This is a genomic window from Bradyrhizobium sp. HKCCYLRH3097, assembly GCF_051167875.1.
Classification (GTDB): domain Bacteria; phylum Pseudomonadota; class Alphaproteobacteria; order Rhizobiales; family Xanthobacteraceae; genus Bradyrhizobium.
In genome coordinates this window covers 975,789-988,531 of the sequence record NZ_JBNPTX010000001.1, presented here as the reverse complement: position 1 = coordinate 988,531, position 12,743 = coordinate 975,789, and the positions used below count along the sequence as shown (strand labels likewise).

General features: G+C 66.3%; 9 protein-coding genes. 2 read left to right on the top strand and 7 right to left on the bottom strand.

The window, feature by feature from the left end; genetic code table 11:
- The first annotated feature begins 58 nt into the window (after positions 1-58).
- The gene (locus ACQR0U_RS04440; protein ID WP_434842657.1) at positions 59-949 is read left to right on the top strand and encodes an alpha/beta fold hydrolase; all 891 of its coding nucleotides are present in this window, start codon (positions 59-61) and stop codon (positions 947-949) included.
- A 21-nt stretch (positions 950-970) separates the two neighbouring features.
- Here ACQR0U_RS04440 and glpK read toward each other — a convergent pair whose 3' ends face one another.
- From glpK to ACQR0U_RS04405, 7 genes are all read right to left on the bottom strand, one after another.
- A complete protein-coding gene (glpK, locus tag ACQR0U_RS04435; protein WP_316194823.1) occupies positions 971-2,473 on the bottom strand; it encodes a glycerol kinase GlpK in 1,503 nt (500 codons plus the stop codon).
- Positions 2,474-2,751: 278 nt separating this feature from the next.
- Positions 2,752-3,525: an SDR family NAD(P)-dependent oxidoreductase gene (locus tag ACQR0U_RS04430; RefSeq protein WP_315825958.1), complete on the bottom strand. Its 774-nt coding sequence runs from the start codon at positions 3,523-3,525 to the stop codon at positions 2,752-2,754.
- 275 nt (positions 3,526-3,800) lie between these two features.
- Positions 3,801-4,943: a pimeloyl-CoA dehydrogenase small subunit gene (pimD, locus tag ACQR0U_RS04425; protein ID WP_315713781.1), complete on the bottom strand. Its 1,143-nt coding sequence runs from the start codon at positions 4,941-4,943 to the stop codon at positions 3,801-3,803.
- A 161-nt stretch (positions 4,944-5,104) separates the two neighbouring features.
- Entirely contained in the window at positions 5,105-6,295 is a 1,191-nt protein-coding gene (gene pimC, locus ACQR0U_RS04420) for a pimeloyl-CoA dehydrogenase large subunit (protein WP_315825957.1), read from the bottom strand.
- Between the two features lie 143 nt (positions 6,296-6,438).
- On the bottom strand, positions 6,439-7,626 hold the full coding sequence (locus tag ACQR0U_RS04415; RefSeq protein ID WP_315825956.1) for an acetyl-CoA C-acyltransferase: 1,188 nt from the start codon (positions 7,624-7,626) through the stop codon (positions 6,439-6,441).
- A gap of 19 nt (positions 7,627-7,645) precedes the next feature.
- Positions 7,646-9,310: a dicarboxylate--CoA ligase PimA gene (gene pimA, locus ACQR0U_RS04410; protein WP_434842656.1), complete on the bottom strand. Its 1,665-nt coding sequence runs from the start codon at positions 9,308-9,310 to the stop codon at positions 7,646-7,648.
- Positions 9,311-9,488: 178 nt separating this feature from the next.
- On the bottom strand, positions 9,489-11,582 hold the full coding sequence (locus ACQR0U_RS04405) for a 3-hydroxyacyl-CoA dehydrogenase NAD-binding domain-containing protein (RefSeq protein ID WP_316225805.1): 2,094 nt from the start codon (positions 11,580-11,582) through the stop codon (positions 9,489-9,491).
- A 213-nt stretch (positions 11,583-11,795) separates the two neighbouring features.
- Here ACQR0U_RS04405 and ACQR0U_RS04400 point away from each other — a divergent pair, with 213 nt between their 5' ends.
- Positions 11,796-12,680, top strand: coding sequence for an IclR family transcriptional regulator (locus ACQR0U_RS04400; RefSeq protein ID WP_315713776.1), 885 nt, complete (start codon positions 11,796-11,798; stop codon positions 12,678-12,680).
- The last annotated feature ends 63 nt before the right edge of the window (positions 12,681-12,743 follow it).

The window sequence follows — 12,743 nt, the reverse complement described above, 5'->3', positions numbered from 1 at the left end:
TTGGAACCGCACAGCGGTCCCGGCATGGTCGGCGCATTCAACATCAGGAGCCATGCCCATGCAACGACGAGACGTGCTGCTGACCGCGGCAGCAGCCACCTTCGCGGCGACGGGACCGAGCCTCGCCGCCGCACCGACCGCGGCGCGCCCCCGTATCCGCTGCAGCGACGGCGTGACGCTCTATCACGAGGAGTGGGGCAGCGGCCGGCCGGTGCTGTTCGTACATGCCTGGGCGCTGACCAGCGCGATGTGGACCTACCAGATCTCCGATCTCAGCCAGCGCGGGCTGCGCTGCATTGCCTTCGACCGCCGCGGCCATGGACGCTCCGACGTGCCGGGCAGCGGCTACGAGCTCGACCGCCTGGCCGACGACATCGCCGAGGTCATCGCGCAGCTCGACCTTGATGATGTCGCGCTGGTCGGCATGTCCATGGGCTGCAACGAGATCCTCAACTGCGTCGCGCGGCACGGCACGGGACGCATCTCGCGCATCGCGATGCTCGGACCGACGACGCCGTTTCCGCTGCAGACCGCGGACAATGCGCTCGGCGCGCCCCACGGCTATTTCGAGCAGTGCTGGGCCGCGTGGCAGAGCGACTTTCCGAAATGGATCGAGGACAACAAGCTGCCGTTCTTCACGAAGGACGCCTCGCCGCAGATGATGGAATGGGTCGCGGCGATGATGCGCCAGATGCCCATTCCCGTCGCGGTCGCCACCAACCGCGCGCTGATCGCGACCGACCTGCGGCCGGTGCTTGCGAAGATCGACCGTCCCGTGCTGATCCTGCACGGCGACAAGGACGTCTCAGCGCCGCTCGACATGACGGCACGGCCGACCGCCAAGGGCATCAAGGGCGCCGAGCTGAAGGTCTATCCCGGCGGCCCGCATGGGCTATTCGTGACCCACATGAAGCAGGTCAATGCGGACCTTGCTGCGTTCCTGGCTTAGCTGCTGTGGGAGGCGAGCGCCCTACTCGCCCTCGTCGCTCGCCAGCACCCCCTTCACGGCGCGAGCCCAGCCGGCGAGCTTGCGCTCTCGCGTCGCCGCGCTCATCGCCGGCCGGAAGCGGTGCTCGAGCCGCCAATTGTCGGCGAACTTTTCCGGCTCCGGATAGACGCCCGCGTGGAGGCCGGCGAGATAGGCGGCGCCGAGCGCGGTGGTCTCCTGGATCATGGGACGGTCGACTGGTGCGTCGAGCAGGTCGGCGAGACGCTGCATGGTCCAGTCCGAGGCGGTCATGCCGCCGTCGACGCGCAGCACGATCGTGGCGGCGGACGCATCGGGCCAGTCGGCGCGCATCGCGGCCCACAGATCGTAGGTCTGGTAGCACACGCTCTCCAACGTGGCATGCGCGAGCTCGGCCGGGCCGGTATTGCGGGTCAGGCCGAACAGCGCGCCGCGCACGCGCGGATTCCAATACGGTGCGCCGAGGCCGACGAAGGCCGGCACCAGATAGACCGACTGCATCGAGTCGGACTTGTCGGCGAGCGGGCCGGTTTCGGCGGCATGCTTGATGATGCCGAGCCCGTCGCGCAGCCACTGCACGGCCGAGCCGGCGACGAAGATCGAGCCTTCGAGCGCGTAGGTCCTGACGCCGTTGAGCTGATAGGCGATCGTCGTCAGCAGCTTGTTGTTCGATTTCACCGGCGTGGCGCCGGTGTTGAGCAGCGCGAAGCAGCCGGTGCCGTAGGTCGACTTCATCATGCCCGGCGTGAAGCAGGCTTGGCCGATGGTGGCCGCCTGCTGGTCGCCGGCGATCCCCGCGACCTTGATCGGGCCGCCGAACAGATCGGGCGTGGTGGTGCCGAAATCGGCGGAGGAATCCTTCACCTCGGGCAGCATCGAGCGCGGCACGCGCAAGAGCTTCAGCAGCGTCTCGTCCCACGCACCGGTGTGGATGTTGAACAGCAGCGTGCGCGAAGCGTTGGTGGCATCGGTGGCATGCACCTTGCCGCCGGTCAGCCGCCACAGCAGGTAGCAATCGACGGTGCCGAACATCAGTTCGCCGCGTTCGGCGCGCTCGCGCGCGCCAGGGACGTGGTCGAGGATCCAGGCGACCTTGGTGCCGGAGAAATAGGGATCGATGATCAGGCCGGTTTTGGCGCTGACATCCGGCTCGTGGCCATCGGCCTTGAGCTTGGCGCAGATGTCGGCGGTGCGGCGGTCCTGCCAGACGATGGCGCGGTGGACGGCCTGGCCGGTGGCGCGGTCCCATACCACGGTGGTCTCGCGCTGGTTGGTGATGCCGATCGCCGCGATGTCCTTGGCCGTCAGTCCCGCCTTCTCAAGCGCATCGCGGCAGGTCATCACCGTCGAGGTCCAGATGTCCTCCGGCTCGTGCTCGACCCAGCCGGAGGCCGGGAAATGCTGCGGGAATTCCTGCTGCGCGACCGCGGCGATCGAGATGTCGGAGCGGAACACCATCGCGCGCGAGGACGTGGTGCCCTGATCGATGGCCAGCACGAAGGACATGGGTTTTCTTCCCGGTAGGTTGACGACGTTGGGCCGACAAGCAAGCGGATCGGGCGGGCGAGGTCAAGGTGGAGCGGCACGTGTCTATCCACCCTCCCCTGGAGGGGGAGGGTCGCCCGCGCAGCGGGCGAGCGGGGTGCGGTGAGCCACGGGCGATGGCGATTGTGGAGAGATCACCCCACCCCGCCTCACGTTTCGCTTCGCTCGTCGTGAGGCGACCCTCCCCCTCCAGGGGAGGGTGAACACCCGCGATCAGCTCCGCCGCTCGGATACGAAGGCTACACCGCGGCCGTTGTCACGCCGCCGTCGACGACGATGGTCTGGCCGGTCATGAAGGTCGACGCGTCCGAGGCGAGGTAGGCGACCGCGCCGGCGATCTCGTGCGGCTCGCCGATGCGACGCAGCGGGGTGGTGGCGCAGCGCTGCTTCAGGCGGGCTTCGTCCTCCCACAGCGCGCGGGCGAAATCGGTCTTGATCAGGCCGGGCGCGACGCAATTGATGCGCACGCCGTGCGGCCCCCATTCGCCGGCAAGGCTGCGGCACAACGCGAAGTCGGCGGCCTTGGAGATGCCGTAGGCGCCGATCACGGTCGAGCCGCGCAGGCCGCCGATCGAGGAGACGATGATGACCGAGCCCTTGCCCCGCGCGGCCATCGGCGGGATCGCCTTGGCGCAGAGCCAGAGATTGCTCTTCACGTTGGAGGCCATGATCTTGTCGAAGGCCTCGTCGGTGATGTCGAGCAGCGGACCGTAATACGGGTTGACCGCAGCATTGCAGACGAGGATGTCGACCTGGCCGCAATGCTTCACGGCGCCGTCGATCAGCGCGTCGACCTCGGCCCGCCGGGAGATGTTGCAGGGGATGACGTGGGCCTCGCCACCATTGGCGCGGATGGCGCTCGCAACCTCCTCGCATGCGTCCGGCTTGCGGCTGGAGATCACCACCTTGGCGCCGAGTTGCGCGAGCAGCTCCGCCGACGCCCGGCCGATTCCGCGGCTCGAGCCGGTGATGACGGCGACCTGGCCGGAGAGGTCGAAGGGATTGGGGGTCATGTCTGCTTCCTCCGCGTCATTGCGAGGAGCGAAGCGACGACGCAATCCAGATCAAGCATACCGCCCTGGATTGCTTCGCTTCGCTCGCAATGACGGCTCGATTGATCAAATCACTCCGGAGCCGCTCGACACCGGCAGCGTAGCCCTCTCAAATCCGTCATGCGCGGGCTTGACCCGCCTGCGGGGCCGAAGCCCCTTCGGCGCGGCGAAGGCCCGCGCATCCATCTTCAGAAAGCGATGGGTTGCCGGGTCAAGCCCGGCAACGACAAAGCTTTCTAGATCAACCCGCCCGCCTCGCTGACGCGGCGCATGTGGTAGTCGGTGTCGCCGAAGGTGCTCTCGATCATCGTCAGACGCTTGAAGTAGTGGCCGATCTTGGCCTCCATGGTCATGCCGATGCCGCCATGGAGCTGGATCGCCTGCTGGCCGACGAACTTAGCCGACTTGCCGATCTGCACCTTGGCCGCGGCGATCGAGGTGGCGCGCTCCTTGGCGTCGTCGAACTCGGCGGCCATGGTCGCGAACATCGACATCGAGCGGGCCTGCTCCAGCGCGACGAACATGTCGGATGCCCGGTGCTGCAGCGACTGGAACGAGCCGATCGCGACGCCGAACTGCTTGCGCGTCTTGATGTACTCGACCGTGGTCTTCAGCGACTCGTCCATCAGGCCGACGGCCTCCGCGCACAGCGCGATGCGGGCCTCGTCGACGACGCGCTCGATCAGCGGCAGGGCATTGACCGGATCGCCGATCGCGGCGTCGGCGCCGACTTCCACACCGGTGAAGGTGATGTCGGCGGCATGCAGACCGTCCTGGGTCGGATAGCCCTTGCGGGTGACACCCTTGGCGTCGGCCGGCACGATGAACACGCCGATGCCCGACTTGTCGCGCTGGCCGCCCGAGGTGCGCGCGGTCACGATCAAGGTGTCGGCGTTCTCGCCGTTGAGCACGACGAACTTTTCGCCGTCGATGACCCAGCCATCGCCCTTCTTCTTCGCAGACGTCGCAACGTCGAACAGGTCATAGCGCGACTGCTTCTCGAGCTGGGCAAACGCAAACGTCCTGCTGCCGTCGATGATTCCAGGCAGATGCGCGGCCTTCTGCGCCGCCGAGCCGCCATGACGGAGGAAACCGCCGGCCAGCACCACGGTTGCGAGATACGGCTCGAGCACCAGCGCGCGACCCATCGCCTCCATCACGATCATGGTCTCGACGCCGCCGGCGCCGAAGCCGCCGTCGTCTTCCGAGAACGGCAGACCGAGCAGGCCCTGCTCGGCGAGCTTGGACCACATCGCGCGGCTCCAGCCGCCCTTCTCCTTCATGTACAGCTTGCGCTTGTCGAAATCGTAGGCATCCGCCAGCAGGCCGTCGATGCTGTCCTTGAGGAGACGCTGCTCCTCGGTGAGATCAAAATCCATGCTCTCTATCCTCGTACCCGGAATTCATCATCGGCGTCATTCCGGGACGCGCCGCAAGGCGCGGGCCCGGAATCCATACTCACGATGGTGGTTATGGATTCTCCGACGCGCAACTGCGCGTCGTAGCTCGCCGCTTCGCGGCGCCCCGGAATGACAGCAACTCAGAGCCCCAGCACCGCCTTGGCGATGATGTTGCGCTGGATCTCGTTGGAGCCGCCGTAGATCGAGACCTTGCGGTTGTTGAAGTAGCTCGGCGCGATCTGGGCGGTCCAATCCATGGTCTCGTTGCTGTCGTCGTCGCCATGGACGTCGTAGGGCGCGGCAAACGGGCCGATCACCTCCATCAGCAGCTCGGTCGTGGTCTGCTGGATCTCGGAGCCCTTGATCTTCAGCACCGAGGACGCCGGATTGGGCTTGCCCTTGCCGTGCTTGCCCTCGTCGGCGACGACGCGCAGTTGCGTCAGCTCGAGCGCCTTCAGCTCGACCTCGCAGGCGGTGAGCTTCTCGCGGAACGACGGGTCCTCCAGCACCGGACGGCCGCCGGATTCGATCTTGCCGGCGAGCTCCTTGATGCGGCGGATACGCTCCTTGGAGACGCCGACGCGGGCGATCCCCGTGCGCTCATTGCCGAGCAGGAACTTGGCGTAGTCCCAGCCCTTGTTCTCCTCGCCGATCAAGTTCTCGATGGGCACTTCGACGTCGTCGAAGAACACCTCGTTGACCTCGTGGCCGCCGTCGATGGTCTGGATCGGACGCACCGTGACGCCCTTCGACTTCATGCTGAACACGATGAAGGAGATGCCCATCTGCTTCTTCGCGGAGGGATCGGTGCGGCACAAGCAGAAGATCATGTCGGCGTGCTGCGCGAGCGTGGTCCAGGTCTTCTGGCCGTTGATGATCCACTTGTCGCCGCGGCGCTCGGCCTTGGTCTTCAGCGATGCGAGGTCGGAGCCCGAGCCCGGCTCGGAGAAGCCCTGGCACCACCAGTCGTCGACATTGGCGATGCGCGGCAGATACTTCTTCTTCTGCTCCTCGTTGCCGAAAGTGTAGATGACGGGGCCGACCATGCTGACGCCGAAGGCGAGCGGCTGCGGCGCCGGATAGGCCTGCAACTCCTCGTTGAAGATGTAGTGCTGCACCGAGGTCCAGCCGGTGCCGCCATATTCCTCCGGCCAGTGCGAGACACCCCAGCCCTTCTTGTTGAGGATGCGCCACCAGGTCACCATCTCGTCCTTCGACAGATGGCGGCCTTCGATCATTTTGCGCCGGGTCTCCGGCGGGACATTGTCCTTGAAGAACTGCCGGACTTCCTCGCGGAACGCCTGCTCTTCCTTCGTGAATGCAAGATCCATCGGATCCTCCCGTGTGTATATATTCGTCGACAAATCGAGCTGTCATTCCGGGGCGCCTCGAAGAGGCGAACCCGGAATCCATAACCACCATCGTGAGTATGGATTCCGGGCTCGCGCTCCGCGCGCCCCGGAATGACGAAGACCTATTGCAGCACCTCGAACAGGCCGGCGGCGCCCATGCCGCCGCCGACGCACATCGTCACCACCGCGTACTTGGCCTTGCGGCGGCGGCCTTCGATCAGCGCGTGGCCCGTGAGCCGCGCGCCCGACATGCCGTAGGGATGGCCGACCGCGATGGCGCCGCCATTGACGTTGATCTTGTCGGGGTCGATGCCGAGCTTGTCGCGGCAGTACAGCACCTGCACGGCGAACGCCTCGTTGAGCTCCCACAGGCCGATGTCGTCGACGGTCAGCCCGTGGCGCTTGAGCAGGCGCGGCACCGCGAACACCGGGCCGATGCCCATCTCGTCGGGCTCGCAGCCATGCGCGACGAAGCCGCGGAAGATGCCGAGCGGCTGCAGGCCGCGCTTCGCCGCGGTGGCGTCGCTCATGATCACGCAGGCGGAGGCGCCGTCGGAGAGCTGGCTGGCATTGCCGGCGGTGATCGAGAAGCCGTCGCCGCGCACGGCCTTGAGGCCGGCGAGACCTTCGGCCGTCGTCTCGGGACGCGGACCTTCGTCCTGCGACAGGGTGACGTCCTTGAACGAGACGTTGCCGGTGGCCTTGTCGGTGACCGCCATCTTGGTCGAGATCGGCGCCAGCTCGTCGTTGAACTTGCCGCCCTGCTGCGCGGCAGCGGTGCGGCGCTGGCTCTCCAGCGCATATTCATCCTGGCGCTCGCGGGAGATGCCGTAGCGCTTGGCGACGATCTCGGCGGTGTCGATCATCGGCATGTAGACGTCGCCCTTGATCTCGAGCAGCGCCGGATCGGTGGCCTGGAACGTGTTCATCTTGTCGTTCTGGACCAGCGAGATCGATTCGCCGCCGCCGCCGACCGCGATCTCGACACCGTCGAAGATCACCGAGCGCGCCGCGAGCGCAATCGCCTGCAGGCCGGAGGCGCACTGGCGGTCGATGGTGGTGCCGCCGACCGACACCGGCAGGCCGGCACGCAGCAGCGCCTTGCGCGCGATGTTGCCGCCGGTCGAGCCCTGCTGCAGGGCTGCGCCCATCACGACATCCTCGACCTCGGCCGGATCGACCTTGGCGCGCTTGACGGCCTCGCCGATGGCGTGGCCGAGCAGCGTCGCGCCGCCGGTGGCGTTGAGCGCGCCGCGATAGGCCTTGCCGATCGGCGTGCGGGCGGTGGAAACGATGACGGCATCGGTCATGGGCGACCTCCTGTTGTTGTTACGGATGTTTGCTGTGAGACGTGGGTGATTGCTGCTGGCGCAGTTCGTGACGCGACAGCTTGCCGACCGGCGTGCGCGGCAGTTCGTCGACGAACTCGACCGCCGCCGGCAGCTCGTGCTTGCCGAGCTTGCCGGTGAGGAAGGCGCGGAGATCCTCGACCGGGAACGGCGCGAAGCCGTCGCGCAGCTTGATGAAGGCCTTGGCCGCCTCGCCGCGATAGGCGTCGGGAATGCCGATCACGATAACCTCCTGCACCGCCGGATGGGTGTAGATCGCCTGCTCGATCATCTGCGGATAGACGTTGAAGCCGCCGGAGATGATCATGTCCTTCTTGCGATCGACCAGGAAGTAGAAACCGTCGGCGTCGACATAGCCGATGTCGCCGGTCAGGAAATGATCGCCGACGAACGACTGCGCCGTTTCGTCCGGCCGGTTCCAATAGCCCTTGGTGACGTTCGGCCCCTTGATCCGGATCTCGCCGACCTCGTTCACGCCGAGCACCTTTGCGGGATCCTCGAGCGACACGACGTCCATCTCGATGCCGGGCAGCGTGATCCCGATCGAGCCGGGCTTGTCCGGGCCACCCTTGGGATGGGCGGTGCCGGGCGAGCAGGTCTCGGTCATGCCCCAGCCGCTCTTCAGCTTCATGCCGACGCGGCGCTCCAGGATGCGCGCGACCTCGACTGGCAGCGGCGCGCCACCGGAGCCAACGCTGGTCAGCGACGACAGATCGCGCGTGTCGAGATCGGGCAGGTTGGCGATCGCGATCCACATCGTCGGCACGCCGGGAAAATAGGTCGCGCGCTTGACCTCGATGTCGCGCATCACGGCTTCCAAGTCGAAGCGCTGGTGCAGCGAGATCAGGCTGCCGAGACGCAGCGAGGTCAGCAGCACCACCGTCAGTGCATAGATGTGGAACAGCGGCAGCACGCAGATGACTCGGTCGGAGCCGTTGCCGTTCGCGCGCGTCGCGCGGCCCCAGATTTCGGCGATCGACACCGCCGAGGTGAGATTGCCATGGGTCAGCATCGCGCCCTTGGGCAGGCCGGTGGTGCCGCCGGTATATTGCAGCAGGGCGATGTCGTCGGGCGAGATGGCCGGCCACGCTGCCGGCGCCACGGCGCCCTCGACGAAGGCACGATGGGTGGTCACGGCGGAGCTATCCGGCAACGGCGTCTGCGACGTACCGACCTTGCCCCAATGATCATCCTCGCAGACGATCAGGCGGTCGAGCAGGCCCTTCTCGAGGAACTTCAGCGCCGTCGGCAGCAGCGCCGACAGGTTCGAGGTGACGAGAATGCGTGCGCCGGAATCGCTGAGCTTGTGCGACAGCGCGATCTCGCCATCGAGCGGCGACAGGTGCACGACGCGGGCGCCGGCCTTGAGCGCGCCGAAGAAGTTGATCGGATGATCCGGCGTATTGCCGAGGAACAGCGCGATCGACGCGCCCTTGCCAAAACCGGCTCGCAGGAACGCGGCGGCAGCCTGGTCGACGAGCGCCGCGAGTTGCTTGAAGGTGACGGGGCGGTCGCGGAATTCCAGCGCGTCGCGATCGCCGAAGTCACTGACCGCCTTTGCCAGCAGATCTGGCAAGGTGCCACGCGCGATCGGCGCGTCCCAGCGGACGCCTTCGGGATAGAACTGTTCGCCAGGATGGGTCATGCGGACTCTGTGTTTCTTGCCGTAAGGCGGCCCCGCTCTTCCCGTTCCCTCCCCCCTTGTGGGGGAGGGCCAGGGAGGGGGGTGGCTCCGGGCGAGACTGCCGTTGTGGACCCCCACCCCCAACCCCTCCCCGCAAGGGGGAGGGGGGCGCAGCTGTGCACGGAGCTAGGGCAAAGCCTCAAGCGGCCTTCCCCTGCGCCAGCGAGGCGAAAGTCTTGCCTTCCTCCGCGAGCTGCTTCAGCAGCGGCGCCGGCTCGAGCGAGGGATCATTGGTCTCCTTGGCATAGAACGCCAGCCGCTCGGCGATGTGCTTCAGGCCGACGCTGTCGGCCCAGTACATCGGGCCGCCGCGATAGATCGGCCAGCCATAGCCGTACAGCCAGACCACATCGATGTCGGACGGACGCGCGGCAATGCCTTCGGCGAGGATCTTCGCGCCCTCGTTGATCATCGGATACATCATGCGCTCGAGGATCTCCTCGTCGCTGACCGCGCGCCGCTTGAGGCCGAGCTTGGCGAGCGTCTCGTCGATCAGCTTCTCGACATCGGGATCCGGCAGCGGCGCGCGCGAGCCCGCCTCATATTTGTAATAGCCCTTGCCGGTCTTCTGGCCGAAGCGGCCGGCCTCGCACAGCGCATCCGCGATCTCGCTCTTGATGCCGCGGTCCTTGCGCGAGCGCCAGCCGATGTCGAGACCGGCGAGATCGCCCATCGCGAACGGGCCCATCGGCATGCCGAACTTGGTGACGACCGCGTCGACCTGCTGCGGCAGCGCGCCTTCGAACAACAGCTTCTCGGCCTGCTTGCCGCGCTGCGCCAGCATGCGGTTGCCGACGAAGCCGTCGCAGACGCCGACCACGGCCGGCACCTTTGCGATCTTGCGCGCGATCGACACCGCGGTGACGAGCGCATCCGGCGCCGTCTTCTCCGCACGCACGATTTCGCACAGCTTCATGACGTTAGCCGGCGAGAAGAAATGCATGCCGAGCACGTCCTGCGGCCGGCTGGTCTCTGCGGCGATGGCGTCGATGTTCAGATAGGACGTGTTCGAGGCCAGCACCGCGCCCGGCTTTGCGTATTGATCGAGCTTGCCGAACACTTCCTTCTTCACCGCCATGGTCTCGAACACCGCCTCGATGACGAGGTCGGCGTCCTTGACGTTCTCGAGACCGACCTTGCCGTCGATCAACGCCATGCGCTTGGCCGGTGCATCCGCCGGGATGCCGCCGCGCGCGGCGGTCGCCTCCCAGTTCTTCTGCATGACGCCCATACCGCGCTTCAGCTGCTCCTCGGCGGTCTCGATCAGCGTGACCGGAATGCCAGCATTGGCGAACGACATCGCAATGCCGCCGCCCATGGTGCCGGCGCCGATGATCGCGACGCGCTCGACCTTGCGGCCCTTGGTGCCCTCGGGCACGCCGGCGATCTTGGCAGCCTCGCGCTCGGCGAAGAACGCATAGCGCTGCGCCTTGGACTGATCGCTGGTGAGCAGCTTGAGGAAACCTTCGCGCTCCTTCTTCAGGCCCTCGTCGAACGGCAGGTCGATCGCATAGCCGACCGCGTCGGCCGCTGCGAACGGCGCCTCGAGCCCACGCGACTTCTTGGTGATCGCCGCCACCGCACTGGTGAAGATCGTGCGATCGGCCTTGGCGGCCGCCAGCTTGGAATCGTCATCGCGCAATTTGCGCAGCGGACGGTTCTCCGCCACCACCTTGCGCGCGAAGGCTTCGCCGCCCGATGCCGGCCCCTCGACGATCTCCTCGATCAGGCCCGCCTTCAGCGCTTCCACTGCGCCGATCGGGTCACCGCCGACGATCATCTTGACTGCGAGCTCGGGGCCTACGGCGCGCGGCAGGCGCTGGGTGCCGCCCGCGCCCGGCAGCAGGCCGAGCTTCACCTCGGGCAGTCCGAGCTTCGCCTCCTTGGTGGCGACACGATAATGACAGGCGAGCGCCACTTCGAGACCACCGCCCAGGGCCGTTCCATGAATCGCCGCAATGACCGGCTTGGGGCTGTTCTCGATCGTGCTCAGCACGTCGTTGAGCGCCGGCGGCTTCGGTGGCTTGCCGAACTCGGTGATGTCGGCCCCGGCGATGAAGGTACGGCCGCCGCAGGTCAGCACGATCGCCTTGATCGCGGGATCGGCGATCGCCGCCTTGACGTTGTCCAGGATGCCGCCGCGAACTGCGGCACTCAGCGCATTGACGGGCGGGCTGTCGATGGTGACGATGCCGATGATGTCATGACGGTCAAGCTTTGCCACTTCGCTCACGCGTAAGCTCCTTGGGATGTCGTTTCTTTGCGGCCGGTTAACGCACCGGCCAATTCTTGGCTCTTCATTTGCGCAGAGTATCAGCCTTGCTTGCGTCTACCCGCTGCCGAACATCAATTCCGCAGTGCGAAATCTAATTCCACATCTTGACATCCAGGGTTATTTTGAAGCACGAGCGTTGTCAACGAGGCTCATCAATCAACAGCCGATGACATGAAACGCCCAGGGAAGAAACCCGCGACCGATCGGAGCTTCGTCGTCGCGCTGGCGCGCGGCCTCGACGTGCTGCGGGCGTTCCGGCCGAATGACGGCCTGCTGGGCAATCAGGAAATCGCCGCGCGCACCAACCTGCCGAAGGCGACGGTCTCGCGCCTCACTTACACGCTCACCAAGCTCGGCTATCTCACCCCGGTGCCGCGCTTCGAGAAATACCAGCTGGCCCCAGCGGCGCTGGCGCTGGGCTACGCCGCGCTCGCCAATCTCGGCATCCGCCATCTTTCCGAGCCGTTCCGCGAGCAGCTGATGCGCGAGACCGGCGGCGCGGTCGCCATCGGCGGCCGCGACCGGCTGAGCATGATCTATTTCGGCCAGAGCCGTCACGGCGTCATCAACGTTCAACTCGACGTCGGCTCGCGCATTCCGATTGCAACGACCGCGATGGGCCGCGCCTACATCTGGGCGCTGCCGGACGAGGACCGCGCCGCGTTGATGCGGGAGATGCGCGAGCATTACGGCAGCCGTTGGCCGAAGATCCGCGACGGCATCGAGCGCGCCGGCGAGACCGTTGCGAAATATGGCTTCACGATCTCCGCCGGCGAATGGCAGGACGACGTTCATGCGGTCGGCGTCGCGTTGCGGCTGAACGACGGAACCGGTCCCTACGCCGTGAATTGCGGAGCACCGGCATTCCGCTTCACGGAAGAGCGCTTGCGCACCGACATTGGACCTCGTCTCGTCGCGATGGTAAGGAACATCGAAGCGGCGCTCGGCGGCCTCGCGCCGTCAACTAATCAAACAAGCAGCCCATCAAACAAAGAACTCAATAAAAAGCCGAAGCCAGGAGGAAAAGTTGCCCGTGTTGCCGAGGGTATCAGATAGCCTGCATCATCGCGGTCGGCTGGCGCCGCGTCCTGACCTGAACGATTTGGGGAGGGGCGAGAC